This is a genomic window from Microbacterium sp. X-17 (assembly GCF_039615055.1).
In genome coordinates, this window is sequence record NZ_JBDHNI010000004.1 from 333,006 (window position 1) to 353,642 (window position 20,637).

Here is a 20,637-nt window from a genome sequence, read left to right on the forward strand (position 1 = left end):
CCGCGAGAACGCGCGTATGTCACGAAAACGCCCGGATTTCGTGACACAAGCGCGTTCTCACGGGGAGGGGGCCGGCGGAGGGGAGGACAGGCGGAGCGGAGGGGCGGGGAGTCAGCGGGCGTAGCGGAGGAAGACGAAGCCGTCGTCGTCGGCGAAGGAACCGGCGAGGGCGAAGCGGCGGTCGGCCTCGGGAGCGCCCTGCACGATGCGTCCGGCCGTCCCGCCGACGAACCGCGGCGCGACCGTGACGCACACCTCGTCCACGAGTCCGGCGTCCAGCAGGGCCCCGAACAGGTGCGGACCCCCCTCGCACAGCACCTGCGTGAGGGCACGGGCCGCGAACGCGGCGAGCATCTCCCGGAGGACGACCGTGTCCACGCCGCACACCATCACGTCGGCGACCCGCTCCAGCGCCGCCCGGCGCTCGGGCGGCGCTGCGGCGCACGTCACGACCACCGGCCGCACGACGGCGTCGGCGAAGAACGGATGCCCCGGATCGAGGTCCAGGGCCCGGCTGACGACCGCCATCCGGGGCTGCGGCGGAAGCCCGCGATCCGGCCGCCACGCGGCGTCCTCGGCTCCGAGCTCGACGCCGCCGTATCCCTCCGCGCGCATCGTGCCGGCGCCGATGACGACCACATCGGCCATCGTGCGGAGCACCTGCATGACCGCGCGATCCGTCGTCCCGCCGAGCGCGCCGCTGCGGCCGCCGAGCGTGACGGCGCCGTCCGCGCTCTCGACGAAGTTCACGCGCACGCGGACCGCGTCGCGCCCGGGGAGGGCATAGGCCGCGAACAGATCCGCGCGCGACGGAGTCGTCATGCGTTCCCCTCCGGGCGCGTGTTGTGCCGCTCGAACGCCGGATCGCGCCAGCCGAGGATGCCCTCCACCATCCGCAGCGCGTCGACGGTCTCGCGCACGTTGTGCGCGCGCACGATCCGCGCGCCCTGCAGCACGCAGAAGACGGCCGCGGCGAGCGAGCCTGCGAGGCGATCGCCGCGGTCGCGGTCGAGCGTCTCGCCCACGAAGTCCTTGTTCGACAGCGCGACCAGGAGCGGCGCTCCGAGCCCGGTCAGCTCACCCAGCCGGCGGGTGAGCTCGAGAGAGTGGCGCGTGGTCTTGTTGAGGTCGTGGCCGGGGTCCAGGATAATCCGCTCGGGCGGGATGCCGCAGCCCAGCGCCCACTCGCGCCGCTCCGCGAGGAAGGCGCCGACCTCCGCGACGACGTCGCCGTACCGCGGCTGCGGATGCTCGGTGCGCGGGGCCGCGAGGCTGTGCGCGATCACCACCGTGGCCTCGGACTCGGCGACGACGGCGGCCATCCCCGGATCGCGGAACCCCGTCGTGTCGTTGATCACGCTCGCGCCCGCCTCGATCGCCGCGCGGGCCACCTCGGGCCGAAACGTGTCCACGCTCACCGCGACGACGGGGGCCAGCTCGCACACGACCGGGACGACCCGGGCGATCTCGTCCGCCACGGGCACCGGAGGTCCTGGCGCGAACGGGACACCCCCGACGTCGACGATGTCGGCGCCCGCCTCGCGCGCGGCGATCCCGGCGGCCACCGCCGCGCGGAGCGCGAACGTCGCGCCGCGGTCGTAGAACGAGTCGGGCGTCCGGTTGACGATCGCCATGACGGCCAGACGCGTCGTGAGGTCGACGAGCGCGCCCCCGAGCACGACCGCACACGGCGCCGTCGGCGACGACGTCACGGGACGAGGCTCTCGAGCGGCGTTCCGGGGTCGGCGAGAGCCTCGGCATCCACCTCTCCGCCCGCGCGGATCAGCCGCTGCACGGTCTCGTTGACGTCCCAGACGTTCACGTTCATGCCGCCGACCACACGGCCGCCGTCGACCCAGAAGGCGATGAACTCGCGCGCGTCCAGGTCACCGCGGACGACGAGCTCGGCCGCCCGCATGAGCGGCGGGTAGCCGGACAGCTCCATGCCGAGGTCGTACTGGTCGGTGTAGAAGTACGGGATGCCGTCGTGCAGGGCCGGGATGCCGAGCATCCCCCGCGCGGCGACGGGTCCGGACCGGAGGGCGTTGTCCCAGTGCTCGCTGCGCAGCCGGTGCCCGATCACGGGATGGATCGCGTTCGCGACGTCGCCGGCCGCGAACACACCGGGCGCGCTCGTCCGGAGGGCGGCGTCGGTCAGCACCCCATTGTCGACCTCGAGCCCGGCCGCCTCGGCGAGGCCGGTGTTCGGCACGGCTCCGACCCCGACGAGCACGAGGTCCGCCGGGACGGTCTCGCCGTCCGCGACGACGCCCGTCACGCGCTCCGCGCCCACGATCCGTTCCACGTGCGTCGAAGTGCGCAGGTCGACCCCGTGATCGAGGTGCAGCCGGCGGAACACCTCGCCCATGCGCGCGCCCACGGCGGCCGCGAGCGGCACGGCCTCACGCTCGAGGACGGTGACCTCGTTCCCGAGGGTGCGGGCGGTCGCGGCGACCTCCATCCCGATCCAGCCCGAGCCGATCAGCACGAGTCGCCGGCCGCCGTCCTTCAGCTCGGCGCGCAGGGCGTCGGCATCATCGAGCCGGCGCAGCGTCCGCACGCCGGGCAGGTCGTGTCCATCGATCGGCAGGCGGCGCGGCGCCGCACCCGTCGCCAGCAGCAGGGCGTCGTACGAGAGCGCGGACCCGTCTGCGAGCGCGACGCGGCGCGCGCCGGGGTCGACGGCCGTGGCCGCCGTCGAGGTGCGCACCTCGATGCGGTGCGTCTCGTACCAGTCCGGCGGGTGGAGGATGACGGCATCCCGGTCCTCCGTGCCCTGCAGGTAGCCCTTCGACAGCGGCGGACGCTCGTACAGCGAGTGCGGCTCGTCGGACACGACGGTGATCTCGCCGTCGTACCCCTCCTCGCGCAGGGTTCTCGCGGCCGACTCGGCCGCGAGGCCTCCCCCGATGATGACCATGTGCGCCATGTCGGCCCTCCTCGTCGTCCCCCGCCGTCAGTCGGTACGGAACCGCGCCCGGAGCGCAGGATCCGCCGCGATCTCGCCCCGGAACGCCGAGGTGACGGTCGTCGCGCCGTCCGCCCGGATGCCCCGCACGGACATGCACAGGTGCTCCGCGTGGATTACGACGCCGACGCCGCGCGCTTCGAGGTTCCGGTCGAGGTCGTCCGCGATCCGGACGGTGAGCTCCTCCTGCACCTGCAGGTCGCGCGCGTGCCGGTCGACGACGCGGGCGAGCTTGGACAGGCCGGCGATGCGGGCACCCGGAAGATAGCCGACGTGGGCCACGCCCCGGAACGGCAGCAGGTGGTGCCGGCACAGCGAGGTGAACGGGATGTCGCGGACGAGCACCAGCTCGTCGTAGGCGCCCGGATTGGGGAACGTCGTGAACGCGAAGTCCTCCGGCTCGAGCAGCTCCCGCAGCCCGTCGACGACGCGCCTCGGTGTGTCCGCGAGGTGTTCGTCGCCGAGATCACGGCCCAGGGCGACGAGGAGCTCGGCGACGGCCGCCTCCGCTCGGGCCACGTCGATGCCCGGCGAGGCCTCGACCGCGTGCAGCGGGAACGCCGTCTCGGGAAGTGCCATGGTGCTCCTCGCGTCCGTGCCCCCGACAGTAGGCGCGTCCACTTCTTCTGTCAAGATCACCATTTTTAGAACTAGACTCGCCCTATGACCGCTCTCGTGCCAAACGGCGTCACGGCGCTCGCGGCGCTCGGCGAGCCGGTTCGGCGCGACCTGTACCGGCTCGCGCGAGACGCCGCGCTCCCGCTCAGCCGCGACGACGCCGCGGCCGCGCTCGGCATCTCCCGGAGCACCGCGGCCTTCCACCTCGACCGTCTCGCCGAGAGCGGGCTGCTGCGCGTCGAGTACCAGCGGCGGTCTGGCAAGGCGGGCCCTGGCGCGGGCCGACCGGCGAAGCTCTATGTCGCGGCATCCGCCGACGTGATCGGCAGTGCCCCGGAGCGGCACTACGAGCTCGCCGGAGACCTCCTGGCCTCCGCGATCGAGGAGGCGGAGGTGCACGAGATGCCGGTGCGCGACGCGCTCGCGCTCCGGGCACGCGCCGCGGGCGTCGCGATCGGCACGGGGAGCGGGAGCCTGGAGGCGGCCCTCGTCGCGTGCGGCTACGCCCCGAGCGAGGACGCCGCGGGCGACGTGCTGCTCGACAACTGCCCGTTCCATGCCCTCGCGCGCGCCCACACGACGCTCCTGTGCGGCGCGAATCTCGCCCTGCTGGAGGGCGTCGTGGCCGGTACCGGCGACCCGCGCACGCCCTCGCTCGAACCCGGCGCCGGCGTGTGCTGCGTGGCCCTACGCCGAGATCACAGCCGAGCATCGTCATAATGGGGGGCATGACCGCACCGCGCATCCTCGTTGTGGACGACGAACCGAACATCCGCGACCTCCTCATTACGAGCCTGAAGTTCGGCGGATTCCAGGTCCGCGCCGTGAGCAACGGCGCGCAGACCATCTCGGCCGTCCTGGAAGAGGAGCCCGACCTCATCATCCTCGACGTCATGCTCCCCGACATGAACGGCTTCAGCGTGACGAAGCGGCTGCGCGAGGCCGGCTACACCGCGCCGATCCTGTTCCTCACGGCGAAGGACGACACCGAGGACAAGATCACCGGCCTGAACGCCGGCGGCGACGACTACGTCACGAAGCCGTTCAGCCTCGACGAGATCGTCGCGCGCATCCAGGCGATCCTCCGGCGCACGATGCAGGCCGACGAAGAGTCGGTCATCCGGGCCGGCGAGATCACGATGGACCAGGACACGCACGACGTGCTCGTCGGCGACGTCCCCATCGACCTGAGCCCCACCGAGTTCAAGCTCCTGCGCTACCTCATGCTCAACCCGAACCGGGTGCTCAGCAAGGCGCAGATCCTCGACCACGTGTGGGAGTACGACTTCAACGGCGACGCGGGCATCGTCGAGAGCTACATCTCGTACCTGCGCCGGAAGATCGACCCGTACTCGAGCGAACCGCTCATCCAGACCAAGCGCGGCTTCGGCTACATGCTGAAGGCCGCGAAGAGCGCCTGACGAGGACGCCCTGGAGCATCACAAGACCGATGGGCTGACGCGCTGGTGGCGCGGCACCAGCCTGCGCGCGAAGGTCACCGGCGTCACCGTCGCGATCCTCGCCATCGGCCTCTTCCTCGCGGGGATCGGCACGATGGTGTTCCTCCGCAACGCCCTCGCGACGAACCTCGACACCTCGCTGACGCAGCTCGGGCAGACGAGCGTCGCGGGCTCACTGCTCAACCTCTCGGTGACGAACGGTCAGCTCGGCGTCACGGCGCGCGACCAGCTCCCGCCCGGAGCGGACTATTTCGTCGCGGTCTACGGACCTGACGGAACGCTCCTCGGCAGCGCCGGCGGCGACGGGACGTCGCATCCGGTCTTCCCGTCCACGTTCGCGCTGCAGGATGCCACGACCAACGACCTGCGCCCGTTCACGCTTCCGAGCTCGGACGGGGAGAGCACATATCGGGCGGTCGTGGGCGTGTTCCAGATCCGCGACAACTCGACCCTGTTCACGCAGCTCGTCGCGGTGCCGACGACCGCGAACGACCGCGTGATCGGCACGTTCCTCGGGATCTACAGCATCCTCGCGATCCTCACGGTGGTCGCGAGCGCCTTCCTCGTGCGGTGGATCGTGACGCTCACGTTCCGAAGTCTCGGCCAGGTGGAATCGACCGCGATGGCGATCGCGGCCGGCGACTTCAGCCTCCGCATGACCGACATCGAGCCGATGACGACCGAGGTCGGCCGGCTCAAGGCCTCGATCAACACGATGCTCGGCCGCGTCGACACGGCTCTCGGCGATCGGGACTCCACGGTGCGGCAGATGCGCCGGTTCATCGGCGACGCGAGCCATGAGCTGCGCACGCCGCTCGTGACCGTCCGCGGATACGCCGAGCTGTACCGCATGGGCGCGATCCAGACGCCGGACGAGACCGCGCAGGCGATGGACCGGATCGAGAAGGAGGCGATCCGGATGACCGGGCTCGTCGAGAACCTCCTCGCCCTCGCCCGCCTCGACGAGAAGCGCGCCGTGGAGATCGTCCCGCTCGACCTACGGCCCATCGCCCGGGATGCCGCGCTGGACGTGCGTGCCGCGGCCCCCCAGCGCACCGTGACCGTGATCGACACGACGGAGGGCGAGGTGCCCGACGTCCTCGTCGCCGAGCCGGTCCTGCCGCCGCAGCCCGAGGCCGCCCCGCGGCGCCGCGGCGGCGCGCCGGCCCGGGTCATCGGGCGTGCCGGCGCGCTGCTGCGCCGGCGACCCCGGCCGACGGAGGTCGCGGTGCCCCCGAGGGATGCGGCGGCGCTCGACCTCTCGACGGGGGCCGTGCCGCTGCATCCGTCCCCGCCGATCGTGATGGGCGACGAGAACCAGGTGCGGCAGGTGGTCGCGAACCTCCTCGGCAACGCCCGGCGCTACTCGCCAGAGGACTCCCCCGTCGAGCTGCGGGTGGGCGTCGACGCCGACCGGCACGCCGGCTGGCTCGAGGTGATCGACCACGGCGACGGCATCCCCGAGCAGATCCGCGCGCACATCTTCGAGCGCTTCTGGCGCGCCGACACGTCGCGCACGCGCGAGACCGGTGGCTCCGGGCTCGGCCTGTCGATCGTGGCATCCATCGTCGAGACGCTGGAGGGCACCGTGGACGTGCGGGACACCCCCGGCGGCGGCGCGACCTTCCGGGTCAGCCTGCCGCTGGCCCTCGGCGCCGACACGGCCGCGCACCTGCTGATCGACACGCAGCCCCTCCCGCGCCTCCGCGACCCCCAGCCCTGATCCCCCGCCCGCCCCGCCTGCCTCGCCAGATCAGGTGATGTGGCGTATTCAGGACGATCCGGCGCGAGATCGTCCTGAATCAGCAAGATCACCTGATCTCGGAGGCTCTCCACAGGGCCTCCGGAACCGGATGCCGTCCCCAAGGGAGGCCGAGGAGGGACGTGCGGGCACCGCCGGTGCATAGCGTCGGGGGCATCCATCCCGATCCGAAGGAGCACCATGGCTGTCTTCTCCGTCGACTCCGACGCGGTCCTGTCCGCCACCGCCGCAATGCGCGGCACGATGGACCGCGTCCACGGCGACACCGCCGCGATGCTGGCGCTGCTCACGCAGCTGCAAGGCAGCTGGACCGGCTCGGCGTCCGTCGCGTTCCAGTCCGCGCTCGATCAGTGGCGTGCGGCGCAGCACCAGGTCGAGGAGGCGCTCACCGCGATCAACGCCGCCCTCTCCGCCGCGGGCGCTCAGTACGCCGAGACCGAGGCCGCGACGGCGAGCCTCTTCCGCTGACGCAGACGCGAGAAGGCCCCCATGCCGAAGCATCGGGGCCGTCACGGACGTCAGGGCCCGATCAGAAGTCCATGCCACCCGTCGGGTCGGCGGGAGCGGCCGCGGCCTTCTCCGGCTTGTCGGCGACGACGGCCTCGGTCGTGAGGAACAGGCCGGCGATCGACGCGGCGTTCTGCAGCGCCGAGCGCGTCACCTTCGCCGGGTCGATGATGCCCTGCGCGAAGAGGTCGCCGTACTCGCCGGTCGCGGCGTTCAGGCCGGAACCGGCGGGCAGCTCCGAGACCTTGTTCGCGACGACGCCGGGCTCGAGGCCCGCGTTGAGGGCGATCTGCTTGAGCGGCGCCTCGATGGCCACGCGCACGATGTTCGCACCGGTCGCCTCGTCACCCTCGAGGGAGAGGCCGCCGAGCGCGACCTTGCCGGCCTGGATGAGGGCCACGCCACCACCGGGGACGATGCCCTCCTCGACGGCCGCCTTCGCGTTGCGGACAGCATCCTCGATGCGGTGCTTGCGCTCCTTGAGCTCGACCTCGGTCGCCGCGCCCGCCTTGATGACGGCCACGCCACCGGCGAGCTTCGCCAGGCGCTCCTGCAGCTTCTCGCGGTCGTAGTCGCTGTCGGTGTTCTCGATCTCGCGGCGGATCTGGGTCACGCGACCCTCGATCTGCCCGGTCTCGCCGGCACCCTCGACGATCGTCGTCTCGTCCTTCGTGACGATGACCTTGCGGGCGCGGCCGAGCAGGTCGAGCGTCGCGTTCTCGAGCTTGAGACCGACCTCCTCGGTGATGACCTGGCCACCCGTGAGGATCGCGATGTCCTGCAGCTGCGCCTTGCGGCGGTCGCCGAAGCCGGGGGCCTTGACGGCGACCGACTTGAAGATGCCGCGGATCTTGTTGAGCACGAGCGTCGCGAGGGCCTCGCCCTCGACGTCCTCGGCGATGATGACGAGCTCCTTGCCGTCCTGGATCACCTTGTCGACGATCGGCAGCAGGTCCTTGATGTTCGAGATCTTCTGGTTCGCGAGCAGGATGTACGCGTCCTCGAAGACGGCCTCCTGGCGCTCCGGGTCGGTCACGAAGTAGGGGTTGATGTAGCCCTTGTCGAAGCGCATGCCCTCGGTGAGCTCGAGCTCGGTGCCGAAGGTGTTGGACTCCTCGACCGTGACCACGCCCTCCTTGCCGACCTTGTCGATCGCCTCGGCGATGAGGTCGCCGATCGCGGTGTCGGCGGCGGAGATGGATGCCGTCGCGGCGATCTGCTCCTTCGACTCGACCTCCTTGGCGGAGGAGAGCAGCTCGTCGGTGATGGCCTTGACGGCCTTCTCGATGCCGCGCTTGAGGCTGATCGGGTCGGCGCCGGCGGCGACGTTGCGGAGGCCCTCACGGACCAGGGCCTGGGCGAGGACGGTGGCCGTCGTCGTGCCGTCACCGGCGACGTCGTCGGTCTTCTTCGCGACCTCCTTGACCAGCTCGGCGCCGATCTTCTCGTACGGGTCGTCGAGCTCGATCTCCTTGGCGATCGACACACCGTCGTTCGTGATCGTGGGGGCGCCCCACTTCTTCTCGAGCACGACGTTGCGACCGCGCGGGCCCAGGGTCACCTTGACGGCGTCGGCCAGCGTGTTGAGGCCTCGCTCGAGGCCGCGGCGGGCCTCCTCGTCGAAAGCGATGATCTTTGCCATGAGTGTGTCGTCCCTCCCGGACGTTGGCTTTCGGGGTTAGCACTCAACAATCACGAGTGCTAACACATTCTGGCACTCGCCCACGGGGAGTGCAAGCCACGGCTACGGGGTCGGCGAGGGCGACGCGAGGTGGTCGAGCCCGATCACGAGCGTTAGCTGGTGCGCGGCGGTCGGATCCGTCGTACGGAGGTACGCGTCGTTCAGCTCGGTCCGGGCGCCGCCCACGAGGTCGGCGAGGCCCAGCGCCGCCGCCTCGTCCGCCGCGGTCGGGTAATAGACCGTCGTCTGGGCGAAGTCGGATGTGCCGGCCTGGCTCGCGAACACGGCGTCGGCCTTGAAGCCGGCCGTGACGAGCTGGTCCTTGACGCTCGAGGCGAGCCCGCTCTGGCCGGTCGCGTTGAGGACGACGACCGTGTAGCTCGTGTCGAGCGTGGGCTGGACGTCCGGCGTCGACGCGAACGTCGGCACCGGGGTCGGGAAGAGGGTCACGCGGCCGGAGACGATGAGGCTCGCGAAGATGCCGAGCGCCACGAGCACCACGGTCGCGACGACCGCCCACGCGAACACGAGCCAGCCGCGCATCCGCGGGTTCTCCGCCCGGTGCGCGCCCACGCGGCCGCTGCTCACGGGCAGGTCGTCGAAACGATCCCGGGGGTAGGTCTTGCGCGGCACCAGAGAATGCTACCGGGCGGCCCGAGGCCGCCCGCTCAGGCGGCGCCCGACGCGCGAGCGCGCCGCGTGCGCTCGCGCGCGTCGCGTGCGCGTCGCAGCCGGCCCACGAGGAGCGGATCGTGCGCGAGCGCGTCGCCCGACTCGATCAGCCGGCCGAGCAGCTGGTAGTAGCGCGCAGGCGTGAGCCGCAGCTCGGTCCGCACCGCCTCCTCCTTCGCGCCGGAGTGACCGGGCCGCGCCGCCTCGAACGCGAGGAGGGCGCGATCGCGGTCGGAAAGGGGCACGCCGTCACGCTATGTCGCGGGCGCGGCGGCGGACGTGCGCCACTCCGTCCGACCGGAACAACGCGCGGTGTCCCCGGGTTGCAGGATGATGGCTGAGACCCACCAACCCGCGGAGGCACCATGAGCTACGAGATCGAGAAGTCCGACGAGCAGTGGCGTGCCGAGCTGGATCCCGAGCGATACGCCGTGCTGCGCGAGTCCGCGACGGAGCGTCCGTGGACGGGCGAGCTGCTCGATGAGAGCCGGGCGGGCCTCTACACGTGCGCCGCGTGCAATGCGGAGCTCTTCAAGAGCGGCACGAAGTTCGACTCGCACTGCGGCTGGCCGAGCTTCTACGAGTCCGTGCGCCCGGAGGCGGTCGAGCTCATCGAAGACCGTACGCACGGGATGGTGCGCACCGAGGTGCGCTGCGCGCGCTGCGGCTCCCACCTGGGCCACGTGTTCCCCGACGGCGTCGGCACCCCGACGGGCGACCGCTACTGCATGAACTCCCTCGCGCTCGACTTCACCCCCGGGGCCGAGTGAGCTCGGCACGGGAGGCCGCGCAGGCCCGCCGCTCCTGGTCGAAGGTGACGACCGAGGCGCCGACGGATGCCGAGCTCGCGGAGCTCGTCGCCGCGGCATCCCGCGTCGCCGACCACTCCTCGCTGGAGCCGTGGCGGCTCATCCTCCTGCGCGACACCGACCGCGAACGCCTCGGTCGCGCGATCCACGAGGCGGAGGGCGCCCGTGGGACCTCGTCGAAGCCGCTGCGGGCGCCGCTGCTGATCGCCGTCGTCGCCAGCTACCAGCCCAGCGGGAAGGTGCCGCGCTGGGAGCAGGAGGCGGTCGCCTCCGGCGTCGCACACGTCCTCAGCCTCCTCCTCGACGAGGCCGGCTGGGGCGTCATGTGGCGCACCGGCTGGTACACGAGGCACGAGGTCGTGGCGCGCCTGCACGGTCTGGGCCCTGACGAGGCGCTCCTCGGCTGGCTGTACGTGGGCGGCAAGGCCGATCCGCACCGGCCCTCGCCACACGCCCCGCTGGCGGTCGCGACGCACCTGTCCGCGCTCCCCCGGTAGCTCGGAGGCGCCGGGCTCAGGCGGTCGGGATGGCGACGATGGGCGCGCTCGTGGGCTGCCCCGTCGGCGATCCCCCGGCGGGTTCGACGGTCACCGCGATGACGTCGCCCGGCACCATCCCGGCATTCAGCAGCGCGGTGGCGGATCCGGACCCCGCGTCGAACGTGCCCGCGGGGATCGGCGCATCGCCACGGACGTACCAGAGCTCGAACGTCTGATCCGACGCGATCGCGGGCAGTCCGTCCGTGACGAGGACGGCCTCGCCGACGCTCACGGACCAGTGCAGGGTGGCCGTCCCGCCGTCCGCGAGCGGAGCCGACGCCGACCGCGCATCGGCCGCGGCCTGGACGTTCTCCAGCGCGACGACGGCCGCCGGCCGCGTGGCCTGCTGCACGGCGACGGTCACGCCGACCGCCGCGGCGGCCACGAGCACGATCGACGCCGCGAGCACCCACCACATGCGGGGTCCGCGGCCGCGCGCCCGGCGAGGCCGCGTCGCCGGCTCCGCAACGGCCGCGAGCAGCGCCTCCCGGATGCCGGCCGGCGGATCCACCGGAGGGGTCGCCTCCGCGAGGAGGGCGGCCGTCTCCTCGTCGTGACGGACCTGCGCGTCGCGATCCGGCCGATCCCTCCGCGCCGCGGCGAACGCCCCGGCGTCCGCCGGATCGAGGGCGCCCAGGGCGTGGCCGGCGGAGAGCACGGCGAAGTCCTGCTCGTTCATGCCTCCACCCCCATCTCCTTCCGCAGCCTCGTGAGGCCGTCGCGCATCCTCGTCTTCACCGTTCCGAGCGGCGCGCCCACCAGGGCGGCGATCTCGCTCTGACTGTAACCGCCGTAGTAGGCGAGCCCGAGGGCTTCCCGCTGCGCCTCGGGCAGGCGTTCGAGGGCGGCGGTGACCCGCTCGCTCTCCACCTTCGCCTCGACGCGTTCCGCTACGCCGGGCTGCGTCGTGGCGAGCTCGCGCAGACCCGCCGCACGGTCGCGATCGTCGCTGGCCCGCACCGACCGCACGCGGTCGATGGCGCGGCGGTGGGCGATCGTCAGGATCCACGTGCGACCCTGACCTCTCTTCGGAGCGAACCGGCCGGCGGATTGCCAGATCTCGAGGAAAACCTCCTGCAGCACCTCCTCGCTCTGCGCGCGATCGACGAGCACCCGCAGGATGAGCCCGAACACGCGCGGGGCGAGGCCGTCATAGAGGCGCGCGAAGGCATCGCGGTCCCCCGCCGCGATGCTCCGGATCAGGTCGCCCACCTCGTCGGCGGGCGCGGCGTCCTCCGCCGCCTCGAACCCGTCGATCACCATGGGCACCAGCATGGCGGATCCTCCCCGGTCCCCGCCGCTCCGTTCCGGCGCCGGGACCGACCACTCAATGACCGGCGTGCCCGCTCATGGTCCCGCCGTCGTGCACCGCGTGCAGGCCCGCGTCGGTCGTCGCCAGTGCGGGCGTCGCGATCCCGGCGACGAGGATCGTGCCGAGCACGAGCGGGACGACGAACGGACGGGGTCGTCCGGGGTCGGCGGATGCCGCCCGGCGGGTGCGGAGGCGCCGTGCCGCGAACGCTCCCGCCCCCGTCGCGAGCGCCGTCGCGGCTGCCACGGCGAACAGCGAGCCGCCGACGGCGAGGGCGGCGGCCCCCATCCCGATGGCGACGACCGCGCCCGCCACCGCGACGCGGGGGGCGGGCGGGGCATCCGCCCGGATCGCGACGATCCCCCACACGAGCTCCGCCGCGCCCAGCACGATGAGCGCGCCGAGCACCACGTCGGTCGCCACGGCATGGGCGCCCGAGACGATCGCGGCGCCGAGCGCGAGGTGCAGGAGGCCCGCCCCCCACGCGAGGAGGGCGGGCCACGTGCGCATCATCCGGCCCTCAGGCGGTCGCCGCGCGCGAACGGCCGCGCTCCGCGCCGAGGCCCACGCCGAGCAGCACGATCGCGCTGGCGAGGTGCAGGAAATGGTCGACGGTGTTGAGCGCCAGGATGTTGGCCGCGGTGCCGACCAGGAAGAACCCGACGATGCCCAGCAGCAGGTAGACCGCGCCGATCGTAATGTTCGTGGTCTTCGCCGCCCGGACCGACACGAGGCCCGTGACCAGCAGGGCCGCGCCGATCAGGAGGTGCGCGACGTTGTGGAGCGGGTTGACCATGAAGACGCCGAGCAGGAGGCCGCCCTGCGTCGCGAGGAACGACACCCCTCCGGTCACGGCGAAGCCGAGGGCCCCCACGAGGAGGTAGACGGCACCGAAGATGACGGCGACGAGGCGGTTCGGTGAAGAGCTCATTCTTTCTCCTTCGATGCGTGGCGGATGCCCGCCGACGAGCGGCCCGGTCGCCGCTCACAGGAGATTCGGAGCCGACCCCGGATCGGATCGGATCTACTCCACGAGCTGGCGCAGCACCCGGACCAGGGCCGCGGCATCCGCCCCGTCGAGCCCCTGGAGGAGCTCCGCCTCGCGGTGCGCGAGCTCGGTCATGGCGCGGTCGACGACCGCGACGCCCTCCGGGGTCAGGCGGACGAGCACGCCGCGTCCGTCCCGCGGGTTCGGCGACCGCTCGATCAGCCCGCGCGCGACGAGCTTCTCCATGCGGGTCGTCATGGTGGCGCTGCTCGCCTTCGTGAACGCGATGAGGTCGGCGGGCGAGAGCTCGTGGTCGCTGCCATGCTGGCGGAGCACCGCGAGCACGTCGAACTCCCACGAGGTCAGGTCGGCCGCGGCGAACGAGGTCCGCCGCACGCTCTCCAGCCGCCGGGCCACGCGGCGGAGCCGGGACATGATGTCGAGCGGCGTCAGGTCGACGTCCGGGAGGATGTCGCTCCACGCGTCGATCAGCAGATCGACGTCGTCGTCCCGCGTATCCATGCTCCCGAGTGTAGGGAGGAGCCCACCACCCGCGCTCAGGGAGAGCCTGCCTACTCCTCGGCCTCTTCCTGCTTGCCGCGCATGACGATCAGCGGATCCGGCGTGCCGACGACGTCCGCATCCTTGCCCTCGTAGTCGAACTGGCCGAGGAAGAACTTCATCGCGCCGAGGCGCGCGCGCTTCTTGTCGTTCGAGCGGACGACCGTCCACGGCGCGTGCCTCTTGTCCGTGCGCCGGAACATCTCCTCCTTTGCCGCCGTGTACGCCTCCCACTTGTCGAGCGAAGCGACGTCCATCGGCGACAGCTTCCAGCGGCGCACAGGGTCGAGCTGGCGGATCGCGAAGCGCGTCCGCTGCTCGGTGCGGGAGACCGAGAACCAGAACTTCGTGAGGTGGATGCCGGAGTCGACGAGCATCCGCTCGAACGCCGGCGTCTGGTCCATGAAGGTCTCGTACTCGTCCGGGGTGCAGAAGCCCATGACGCGTTCGACGCCGGCCCGGTTGTACCAGGAGCGGTCGAACATCACGATCTCGCCCGAGGTCGGGAAGTGCCGGATGTAGCGCTGGTAGTACCACTCGCCCTGCTCGCGGTCGCTCGGCTTGGTGAGCGCCACGACCCGGGCGGTGCGGGGGTTCAGGTGCTCCGTGAACCGCTTGATGGATCCGCCCTTGCCCGCGGCGTCGCGACCCTCGAAGAGGATGATCGCCCGGCGCCCGGAGTCCTCGAGCCAGTACTGGAACTTCAGCAGCTCCACCTGAAGGCGGTACTTCTCGAGCTCGTACTCGTCGCGCGTCATCCGCGTCTCGTACGGGTACCCCTCCTGCCAGGTGAAGACGGGGTTCCCCTGCGGGTCGATGAGGTCCGGATCGGGCGTATGGCCGTCGCGCACCGTGAACCCCTGCTCGCGGAGGTATTCGATGTAGGCGCGCATGTCGTTCACGGGGACGTCTTCGAACATGAACCTCATCATTCCCGACCCGCGTCCCGAGCACCGGACGAATTTCGACCGGCGCGCGAACGGCCGGTAACCGTTCCGGAAACCGGAACCCCACCGAACCCCACACACCCGAACGGTAGGCTCGGAGGCTGTATCGGAATGGAGACTGACATGGATGACGTCGTCATCGTCGCCGCGGCCCGCACGCCGCAGGGCCGCCTGAAGGGCCAGCTGGCCGCGTTCACGGCGCCTCAGCTGGGCGGCATCGCGATCCGCGGGGCGCTCGCGCAGGGCGGCATCCCGGCGGAGGCGGTCGACGCTGTGCTCGTCGGCAACGTCCTCCAGGCGGGGCTCGGACAGAACCCGGCGCGTCAAGCGGCGATCGCCGCGGGCCTCGGCTGGGACGTCCACGCTTCCGCCGTCAACAAGGTCTGCCTGTCGGGCCTCACCGCCGTGATCGACGCCGCCCGGATGATCCGCTCGGGCGACGCCCGCGTCGTGGTCGCCGCCGGGATGGAGTCGATGACGCGCGCGCCCCACCTCCTCATGGGATCCCGCGACGGCTGGGCGTACGGCTCGATCGAGGTGCTCGACCACATGGCGCTCGACGGACTGACGGATGCCTACGACCAGGAGAGCATGGGCGCCTCCACCGAGCGCCACAACGCGCGCTTCGACCTGACCCGCGAGGACCAGGATGCCGTCGCGGTGCGGTCGCACGAGCGCGCCGCCGCGGCCCGCGATGCCGGCGTCTTCGCGGACGAGATCGTCCCGGTCGAGGTGCCGCAGCGCAAGGGCGATCCGATCGTCGTGACCGAGGACGAGGGCGTCCGCCCGGGCACGACGATGGAGATCCTCGCCGGTCTGCGTCCGGCCTTCGCGGCCGGCGGCTCGATCACGGCGGGCAACTCGTCGCCGATCTCCGACGGCGCCGCCGCGGTCGTCCTCACCAGCCGCGCGCACGCCGACGCCGAGGGCTGGGCCGTGCTCGCCGCGGTCGGCGCCTCCGGCCAGGTCGCGGGGCCGGACAACTCCCTGCAGGAGCAGCCCGCCCGCGCGATCGAGAAGGCGGTCCAGAAGCAGGGCATCGCGATCTCCGACCTCGACTTCGTCGAGATCAACGAGGCGTTCGGCGCGGTCGTGGCCCGCTCGCAGAGCGAGCTGGGCATCTCCGACGACATCGTCAACATCCACGGCGGGGGCATCGCGATCGGACACCCGATCGGCGCCTCCGGCGGCCGCCTCGTCGTGACCGCGGTCCACGAGCTCGTGCGTCGCGGCACCGGCACGGCCGCGGTCGCCCTGTGCGGCGGCGGCGGACAGGGCGACGCCCTCATCCTCACCCGCTGAGAATCGCTTGGCGCGGTCTTGGAGACCGGCTGGTTGAATCGTCTCCATGGCGGAAGTCGGCGGCGAGCATCAACGGACGGCCGACCTGCCGCGCACGCCGCGAGCGCGACTCCTCTACGTGGAGGACGACCGGACGATCGCCGAGATGACGATCGAGGTCCTGGCCGACTCGTACGAGGTCGAGCACGTGGCGGACGGGCGGGATGCCCTGGCCCGCGCGCTGCGTGACCGATATGACGTCATGGTCGTCGACCGGCGCCTGCCGGGCCTCGACGGCGTGAGCCTCGTCGAAGCGATCCGCACCGCGCGGATCACGACGCCGATCCTGCTGCTGACGGCGCTCGGGGCCGTCGCCGACCGGGTCGAGGGGCTCGACTCCGGCGCCAACGACTACCTGTCCAAGCCCTTCGACTTCGACGAGCTCCTCGCGCGGCTGCGCGCGCTCGTGCGCGGCTACCGGGCGGAGGGCCGTCGGCGGATCGTCGCGGACTGGACGTTCATCCCCGAGTCCGAGACGCTGTACGGTCCGGCCGGCGAGCGCGTCCTGCTGACGGCGACCGAGGCGAAGCTGCTGTCGCTCTTGACGACGAGCCCGGAGCACGTGTTCTCGCGTCAGGAGATCCTCGGCGCCGTGTTCGCGTCCGAGGACGCGCTCAGCTCCGTGGACACGTACGTGCATTACATCCGCCGCAAGTCCGCGGTGGATGTCATCGAGACCGTGCGCGGGCGCGGGTATCGCGCGGGTCCGTCGTCGTGACCGGAGACGCGGATCGCACCCGGCTCCAGCGCTCGGCGCGGCGGGTCGGCATCCTCGTCGGCATCGCGTCGGCGATCGTGATCGCGGGCGGCGTCGCGATCCTCGTGGCGGTGCTGCTGCTGACCTCGCATCCCGACTCCCATGGCGTCGGCGGCGACGGACACGACGGGGATCGCGTCGTCATCGACGTCGACAAGGTCCTCCCCTGGGTCCTCGTTCTCGGGCTGGTCGGCGTCCTCCTCCTGGGCGGCGTCGCCTGGCTGGCGGCGCGATGGGCGGCGCGACCGCTGGCAGAGGCCCTACGACTCCAGCGGGCCTTCGTCTCGGATGCCAGCCACGAGCTGCGTACCCCGCTCACCGCCCTCACGAGCCGCATCCAGATCCTGGAGCGTCGCCAGCGGCGCGCAGAGCCCCTGGACGCCACGATCGCCGAGCTGCGGCGCGATGCCTCGGTCCTGAACGACGTCCTCACCGACATGCTGCTCATCGCGGAGGGCGGCAACGCGCCGGACGAGCGAGCCGACGTCGCGGTCTGCCTCGCCGCAGCGGTTCAGACCATCCGGCCGCTCGCCGAGGAGGCGGACGTCGACGTGGTCTCGCACGTCGACGACGCGCCCGCGGCGCGGATCCCCGCCGTCACGCTGACGCGACTGTGCGTGGCCCTCCTCGACAACGCCGTGCAGCACGCGCCGTCGGGATCCCCCGTCACCATCTCGGCCCGGCCGGCGGGTGGGACGGTAGAGGTGCGCGTGGCGGATGCCGGCAGCGGCGTCTCCCCCGCCGATGTCGACCGCATCTTCGAGCGATTCGCGCGGGCGGGCGAGGCCGGGCGCCGGCGCGGCTTCGGCCTGGGGCTCGCGCTGGTCCGCGAGACCGCGACCCGCTACGGCGGGCGGGTGGCGATCGAGCGGACCTCGCCCGCGGGCAGCGTCTTCCTCCTGGTGCTCCCCGCGGCGTGATCAGGAGGTCGCGGGCACGACCTCGACCTCGACCCCCGCGATCCACCGGCGGACGCGACCGTCATCGTCCACGATCATCCCGGTCGTCACGGGCGCGCGCGAGATCCACCCCAGGTCCTCCCCGCCTGCGACGACGGCCGTCGTCGCCCAGACGTCGGCAGTGGCCAGGTCGTCGGCGACGACCGTGGCGCTGCGCACGCCGCTCCCGCGCCGGCCCGTGCGGGGATCCACGATGTGCTCGCCGCGCTCGGCGGTTCCCGAGGTCGCCACCGCGCCGTCGCGGAGCTCGAGCGTCGCGATGACGCCACCCGGCGTGCGCGGGTCGGCGATGCCGATCCGCCACGTCCAGTCGGCGTCACCCGCCGTGAACACCCGCAGGTCGCCGCCGGCGTTGATGCCCGCCGCGACGACCCCGGGCGCCGCCAGCAGGGGCTCCAGATGCCGACGTGCCGCCTCTTCGACGCTCCATCCCTTGACGAACCCCGTGGGATCGAACCATCCGCGCCACCATGCCGAGAACCGCCCGCCCGTCGCGATCCGCGCCACGCGGCAGCGCGCGGCGACGACGGACACGCGCGGATCGGCGTCCGGGAGCGCGAGCTCGCCCCGGCGCACGCGGGAGATGTCCGAGTCGTCGCGATACGTCGAGAAGACCCGCTCGACGTCGCGCAGCTCGGCGAAGCATCCCTCCGCCGCCGCCGCGACCGGTTCTTCCCCGCAGCGCTCGCCGATGACATGGATGCTGACGGCGGTGCCCATGAGGTGCTCGACCCACACCCGCCGCGGGCCCACCACCGGGCTCACGTCGCCGCCTCGTCGAGCGCCGACTGCAAGGACTGCTGGTAGCCGTCGCTCGTGTAGGTCGCGCCCGAGACCAGGTCGATCCGCGAGCTCTGCGCCGCAAGGGTCTCGGAAACCAGCTTCGGGATCGCCCGCTGGTTGATCTGCAGGTCGCGGGCCTCCCCATCGGGGTACTGGGGCACGTCGACGGCGGTGATCCTGCCACCGCTGATCGTGACCCGGACCTGGACGGCGCCATAGCGCGTGTTGACCGCGCCGCCGGTGTAGGAGCCGTCCTTCAGGCCGGACCGTGCGGTCGTGGATGGGGCGGAGGAGGAAGGGGCTGCCGCGGAGGGCGCCGCCGCGGACTGGTGAGCCGGCGATGTCGGGTCGGCGGCCGGGACCGTGTCTGCAGAGGCGAGCGACGGGGCCTCTGTGCCCAGCGAAGTGCGGTAGCTGAAGAGCAGCACGAGCCCGCTGAGGGTGGCAAGTGCGGCGTAGACGATCTTCTTCATCGCGGCTCCTGTTCGGTCTAGACGGAGAAGGTCTCGGTGTGGATGCGGTCGTTCGGGACGCCCGCGGCGCGCAGGTCCGCGCACACTGCGGACATCCAGGGCCCCGGACCGCAGACGAAGACGTCGTACTCGTGGAGGTCGGGCGCGATATGGCGGATGAGATCATGCCCACGCCACCCGCCGTACTTCGCGGACAGCCACGATGATCCCCGCGGCGTGCGGGGACCGTTCAAGGCGTAGTGCCGCAATCCCCGGATCCGCGACAGCCGGTGGATCTCGTCGGCACGCATGAGGTCGTCGTCCGTGTGATCTCGGGTCACGAGGACGGCCTCGCCCGGGCCGTAGGGCTCGGACTCGAGCAGCGCCACGAGCGGCGCCACCCCCGCACCCGCACCGAGCATCAGCAGCCGGCGCCCGGTGCGCGCATCGCCGGTCATGGTGCCGTAGGGCCCTTCGACGAGCACCCGGGTCCCGGGCGTCAGGCCGGTGAGACGGCGCGTACCGTCGCCGACGATCTTCGCCGCGATCACGAGCTCGCCGCGGTCCGGCGACGCGGCGAGAGAGAACGGGTGTCCTCGCGACCACTCGCGACCTTCGAGGAACCGCCACACGAAGAACTGGCCGGCCTGCGCACCCAGGCGGTGGAGCGCGCGCCCGCGCATCCGGACTGTGACTCCGCTGCGACCGTCCGGCCCCACCGAGTGGACCCGGATTCCGTGACGAAGGGAGCGCCACAGGGGTAGCCCGATCCGGAAGACGAGCACCGCAAGCGCGGCGAGGGCCCAGAGCGTCCACCAGTACGCGGTGGCCGCCGGGTTCGCGGTGAAGTCCGCTCCCGTCCACAGCATGTGAGGGATCGCCAGGCCGACGCCGAGGTAGCCGTACAGATGCAGCAGGTGCCACGACTCATAGCGCAGCCGACGGCGCGCCCGGCGGATCGACGTGACCACCACCAGCACGAGCAGCGCCGTGCCCGCGGTCGCGAGCAGCATCCCGGGGTAGTCCCAGACGAAGTCCCAGAGCTGCACGAAGGGGTTGACAGCAGCCTGGGCGGCGTACCCCATCACGAGGAGGACGATGTGCGCGATCAGCAGCCAGAACGACCAGAAGCCGACGTGCCGGTGCATCCGGGTGATGGCGTCCCGCCCGAAGCCCCGCTCGAACAGCGGCACCCGAGCCATGAGGAGCACCTGGTAGAGGAGGAGATTCGCCGAGAGCAGGCCAGTGAGGCGGCCGAGCGTGTTCAACGACTCGGCGCCGAAGCCGAAGAGCGCCTCGATCCCGCCTCCTGCGACCCACAGTGCCACCACGAAGAGGCTCGTCCCCCAGATGACCGCGACGGCCGCGAGGTTCCACAGCTGCCGACGGGACCGGCGACCGCGTCGACGCCGCGCGCTGCGCGTGACGGGCAGAGGCCGGGTGGACGCAGCGAGGGAGGTCATGGACCCATCGTGAGATCCCGGCTCTGAGGCGGCGCCAAGAATCCCGCCTTCTCAGGAA

Annotated in this window: 25 protein-coding genes; 9 read left to right on the plus strand and 16 right to left on the minus strand. The window is 72.0% G+C overall.

Features of this window, described 5'->3' with window-relative positions; translation table 11 throughout:
- Window positions 1-111: 111 nt before the first annotated feature.
- From ABCS02_RS21030 to folE, 4 genes are all read right to left on the minus strand, one after another.
- Entirely contained in the window at window positions 112-822 is a 711-nt protein-coding gene (locus ABCS02_RS21030) for a pyrimidine reductase family protein (RefSeq protein ID WP_345837643.1), read from the minus strand.
- Window positions 819-1,634, minus strand: coding sequence for a dihydropteroate synthase (gene folP / locus ABCS02_RS21035; RefSeq protein WP_345838002.1), 816 nt, complete (start codon window positions 1,632-1,634; stop codon window positions 819-821). Before folP ends, ABCS02_RS21030 begins: the two co-directional genes overlap by 4 nt.
- 74 nt (window positions 1,635-1,708) lie before the next feature.
- Window positions 1,709-2,929, minus strand: coding sequence for an FAD-dependent oxidoreductase (locus tag ABCS02_RS21040; RefSeq protein ID WP_345837644.1), 1,221 nt, complete (start codon window positions 2,927-2,929; stop codon window positions 1,709-1,711).
- A 27-nt stretch (window positions 2,930-2,956) separates the two neighbouring features.
- Window positions 2,957-3,547 (minus strand): GTP cyclohydrolase I, encoded by a 591-nt coding sequence (gene folE / locus ABCS02_RS21045; protein ID WP_345837645.1) that lies wholly within the window; start codon window positions 3,545-3,547, stop codon window positions 2,957-2,959.
- An 84-nt stretch (window positions 3,548-3,631) separates the two neighbouring features.
- On the opposite strand from folE, the gene ABCS02_RS21050 reads away from it, so the two are divergent.
- The 4 genes from ABCS02_RS21050 (at window position 3,632) to ABCS02_RS21065 (ending at window position 7,276) form a co-directional block, all read left to right on the plus strand.
- Window positions 3,632-4,306, plus strand: coding sequence for a helix-turn-helix domain-containing protein (locus tag ABCS02_RS21050; protein ID WP_345837646.1), 675 nt, complete (start codon window positions 3,632-3,634; stop codon window positions 4,304-4,306).
- A gap of 8 nt (window positions 4,307-4,314) precedes the next feature.
- Window positions 4,315-5,007 carry a response regulator transcription factor gene (locus tag ABCS02_RS21055; RefSeq protein WP_345837647.1) on the plus strand — a complete coding sequence of 231 codons (693 nt, stop codon included), beginning with the start codon at window positions 4,315-4,317 and terminating at the stop codon, window positions 5,005-5,007.
- Between the two features lie 133 nt (window positions 5,008-5,140).
- Window positions 5,141-6,769 (plus strand): HAMP domain-containing sensor histidine kinase, encoded by a 1,629-nt coding sequence (locus tag ABCS02_RS21060; RefSeq protein WP_345837648.1) that lies wholly within the window; start codon window positions 5,141-5,143, stop codon window positions 6,767-6,769.
- Window positions 6,770-6,988: 219 nt separating this feature from the next.
- Window positions 6,989-7,276 (plus strand): WXG100 family type VII secretion target, encoded by a 288-nt coding sequence (locus tag ABCS02_RS21065; protein WP_345837649.1) that lies wholly within the window; start codon window positions 6,989-6,991, stop codon window positions 7,274-7,276.
- A 61-nt stretch (window positions 7,277-7,337) separates the two neighbouring features.
- Here ABCS02_RS21065 and groL read toward each other — a convergent pair whose 3' ends face one another.
- The 3 genes from groL to ABCS02_RS21080 form a co-directional block, all read right to left on the minus strand.
- Complete coding sequence (groL, locus tag ABCS02_RS21070; RefSeq protein WP_345837650.1) at window positions 7,338-8,957, minus strand: chaperonin GroEL; 1,620 nt, start codon at window positions 8,955-8,957, stop codon at window positions 7,338-7,340.
- 102 nt (window positions 8,958-9,059) lie between these two features.
- Window positions 9,060-9,629 (minus strand): LytR C-terminal domain-containing protein, encoded by a 570-nt coding sequence (locus ABCS02_RS21075; RefSeq protein WP_345837651.1) that lies wholly within the window; start codon window positions 9,627-9,629, stop codon window positions 9,060-9,062.
- A gap of 35 nt (window positions 9,630-9,664) precedes the next feature.
- Window positions 9,665-9,913 carry a DUF3263 domain-containing protein gene (locus ABCS02_RS21080; protein ID WP_345837652.1) on the minus strand — a complete coding sequence of 83 codons (249 nt, stop codon included), beginning with the start codon at window positions 9,911-9,913 and terminating at the stop codon, window positions 9,665-9,667.
- A gap of 120 nt (window positions 9,914-10,033) precedes the next feature.
- Here ABCS02_RS21080 and msrB point away from each other — a divergent pair, with 120 nt between their 5' ends.
- Both msrB and ABCS02_RS21090 read left to right on the plus strand, forming a co-directional pair.
- Window positions 10,034-10,438, plus strand: coding sequence for a peptide-methionine (R)-S-oxide reductase MsrB (gene msrB, locus ABCS02_RS21085; RefSeq protein ID WP_345837653.1), 405 nt, complete (start codon window positions 10,034-10,036; stop codon window positions 10,436-10,438).
- Window positions 10,435-10,974, plus strand: a complete 540-nt coding sequence (locus tag ABCS02_RS21090) for a nitroreductase family protein (RefSeq protein WP_345837654.1) — start codon at window positions 10,435-10,437, stop codon at window positions 10,972-10,974. Before msrB ends, ABCS02_RS21090 begins: the two co-directional genes overlap by 4 nt.
- Before the next feature lie 16 nt (window positions 10,975-10,990).
- Here ABCS02_RS21090 and ABCS02_RS21095 read toward each other — a convergent pair whose 3' ends face one another.
- The 6 genes from ABCS02_RS21095 to ppk2 form a co-directional block, all read right to left on the minus strand.
- Window positions 10,991-11,695 (minus strand): anti-sigma factor, encoded by a 705-nt coding sequence (locus ABCS02_RS21095; protein ID WP_345837655.1) that lies wholly within the window; start codon window positions 11,693-11,695, stop codon window positions 10,991-10,993.
- A complete protein-coding gene (gene sigK / locus ABCS02_RS21100) occupies window positions 11,692-12,291 on the minus strand; it encodes an ECF RNA polymerase sigma factor SigK (protein WP_345837656.1) in 600 nt (199 codons plus the stop codon). The genes ABCS02_RS21095 and sigK overlap by 4 nt, the downstream gene beginning before the upstream one ends.
- Before the next feature lie 52 nt (window positions 12,292-12,343).
- Window positions 12,344-12,838: a hypothetical protein gene (locus tag ABCS02_RS21105; protein WP_345837657.1), complete on the minus strand. Its 495-nt coding sequence runs from the start codon at window positions 12,836-12,838 to the stop codon at window positions 12,344-12,346.
- Between the two features lie 10 nt (window positions 12,839-12,848).
- Entirely contained in the window at window positions 12,849-13,259 is a 411-nt protein-coding gene (locus tag ABCS02_RS21110; protein WP_345837658.1) for a DUF4383 domain-containing protein, read from the minus strand.
- Between the two features lie 93 nt (window positions 13,260-13,352).
- A complete protein-coding gene (locus ABCS02_RS21115) occupies window positions 13,353-13,838 on the minus strand; it encodes a MarR family transcriptional regulator (RefSeq protein WP_345837659.1) in 486 nt (161 codons plus the stop codon).
- Between the two features lie 50 nt (window positions 13,839-13,888).
- The gene (ppk2, locus tag ABCS02_RS21120; protein WP_345837660.1) at window positions 13,889-14,797 is read right to left on the minus strand and encodes a polyphosphate kinase 2; all 909 of its coding nucleotides are present in this window, start codon (window positions 14,795-14,797) and stop codon (window positions 13,889-13,891) included.
- Window positions 14,798-14,947: 150 nt separating this feature from the next.
- On the opposite strand from ppk2, the gene ABCS02_RS21125 reads away from it, so the two are divergent.
- From ABCS02_RS21125 to ABCS02_RS21135, 3 genes are read left to right on the plus strand one after another with little or no spacing between them, the layout of a single operon-like run.
- Entirely contained in the window at window positions 14,948-16,126 is a 1,179-nt protein-coding gene (locus ABCS02_RS21125) for an acetyl-CoA C-acetyltransferase (protein ID WP_345837661.1), read from the plus strand.
- Window positions 16,127-16,172: 46 nt separating this feature from the next.
- Window positions 16,173-16,883, plus strand: a complete 711-nt coding sequence (locus ABCS02_RS21130; protein WP_345837662.1) for a response regulator transcription factor — start codon at window positions 16,173-16,175, stop codon at window positions 16,881-16,883.
- Complete coding sequence (locus ABCS02_RS21135) at window positions 16,880-17,842, plus strand: HAMP domain-containing sensor histidine kinase (RefSeq protein WP_345837663.1); 963 nt, start codon at window positions 16,880-16,882, stop codon at window positions 17,840-17,842. Before ABCS02_RS21130 ends, ABCS02_RS21135 begins: the two co-directional genes overlap by 4 nt.
- On the opposite strand, the gene ABCS02_RS21140 is transcribed toward ABCS02_RS21135, so the two are convergent.
- From ABCS02_RS21140 to ABCS02_RS21150, 3 genes are read right to left on the minus strand one after another with little or no spacing between them, the layout of a single operon-like run.
- Window positions 17,843-18,646, minus strand: coding sequence for an FAD:protein FMN transferase (locus tag ABCS02_RS21140; protein ID WP_345837664.1), 804 nt, complete (start codon window positions 18,644-18,646; stop codon window positions 17,843-17,845).
- Complete coding sequence (locus tag ABCS02_RS21145; protein ID WP_345837665.1) at window positions 18,643-19,137, minus strand: FMN-binding protein; 495 nt, start codon at window positions 19,135-19,137, stop codon at window positions 18,643-18,645. Before ABCS02_RS21145 ends, ABCS02_RS21140 begins: the two co-directional genes overlap by 4 nt.
- A gap of 17 nt (window positions 19,138-19,154) precedes the next feature.
- Window positions 19,155-20,579, minus strand: coding sequence for a ferric reductase-like transmembrane domain-containing protein (locus tag ABCS02_RS21150; RefSeq protein ID WP_345837666.1), 1,425 nt, complete (start codon window positions 20,577-20,579; stop codon window positions 19,155-19,157).
- Between the last annotated feature and the right edge of the window lie 58 nt (window positions 20,580-20,637).

Coding starts and splice junctions, on each gene's coding strand:
- ABCS02_RS21095 (WP_345837655.1), bottom strand. CDS start 11,695: ATGAACGAGCAGGACTTCGCCGTGCTCTCCGCCGGCCACGCCCTGGGC.
- folP (WP_345838002.1), bottom strand. CDS start 1,634: ATGGCGATCGTCAACCGGACGCCCGACTCGTTCTACGACCGCGGCGCG.
- msrB (WP_345837653.1), top strand. CDS start 10,034: ATGAGCTACGAGATCGAGAAGTCCGACGAGCAGTGGCGTGCCGAGCTG.
- ABCS02_RS21060 (WP_345837648.1), top strand. CDS start 5,141: ATGGTGTTCCTCCGCAACGCCCTCGCGACGAACCTCGACACCTCGCTG.
- ABCS02_RS21130 (WP_345837662.1), top strand. CDS start 16,173: ATGGCGGAAGTCGGCGGCGAGCATCAACGGACGGCCGACCTGCCGCGC.
- ABCS02_RS21145 (WP_345837665.1), bottom strand. CDS start 19,137: ATGAAGAAGATCGTCTACGCCGCACTTGCCACCCTCAGCGGGCTCGTG.
- folE (WP_345837645.1), bottom strand. CDS start 3,547: ATGGCACTTCCCGAGACGGCGTTCCCGCTGCACGCGGTCGAGGCCTCG.
- ABCS02_RS21030 (WP_345837643.1), bottom strand. CDS start 822: ATGACGACTCCGTCGCGCGCGGATCTGTTCGCGGCCTATGCCCTCCCC.
- ABCS02_RS21110 (WP_345837658.1), bottom strand. CDS start 13,259: ATGAGCTCTTCACCGAACCGCCTCGTCGCCGTCATCTTCGGTGCCGTC.
- sigK (WP_345837656.1), bottom strand. CDS start 12,291: ATGCTGGTGCCCATGGTGATCGACGGGTTCGAGGCGGCGGAGGACGCC.
- ABCS02_RS21125 (WP_345837661.1), top strand. CDS start 14,948: ATGGATGACGTCGTCATCGTCGCCGCGGCCCGCACGCCGCAGGGCCGC.
- groL (WP_345837650.1), bottom strand. CDS start 8,957: ATGGCAAAGATCATCGCTTTCGACGAGGAGGCCCGCCGCGGCCTCGAG.
- ABCS02_RS21040 (WP_345837644.1), bottom strand. CDS start 2,929: ATGGCGCACATGGTCATCATCGGGGGAGGCCTCGCGGCCGAGTCGGCC.
- ABCS02_RS21055 (WP_345837647.1), top strand. CDS start 4,315: ATGACCGCACCGCGCATCCTCGTTGTGGACGACGAACCGAACATCCGC.
- ABCS02_RS21115 (WP_345837659.1), bottom strand. CDS start 13,838: ATGGATACGCGGGACGACGACGTCGATCTGCTGATCGACGCGTGGAGC.
- ABCS02_RS21050 (WP_345837646.1), top strand. CDS start 3,632: ATGACCGCTCTCGTGCCAAACGGCGTCACGGCGCTCGCGGCGCTCGGC.
- ABCS02_RS21105 (WP_345837657.1), bottom strand. CDS start 12,838: ATGCGCACGTGGCCCGCCCTCCTCGCGTGGGGGGCGGGCCTCCTGCAC.
- ABCS02_RS21150 (WP_345837666.1), bottom strand. CDS start 20,579: ATGACCTCCCTCGCTGCGTCCACCCGGCCTCTGCCCGTCACGCGCAGC.
- ABCS02_RS21065 (WP_345837649.1), top strand. CDS start 6,989: ATGGCTGTCTTCTCCGTCGACTCCGACGCGGTCCTGTCCGCCACCGCC.
- ppk2 (WP_345837660.1), bottom strand. CDS start 14,797: ATGTTCGAAGACGTCCCCGTGAACGACATGCGCGCCTACATCGAATAC.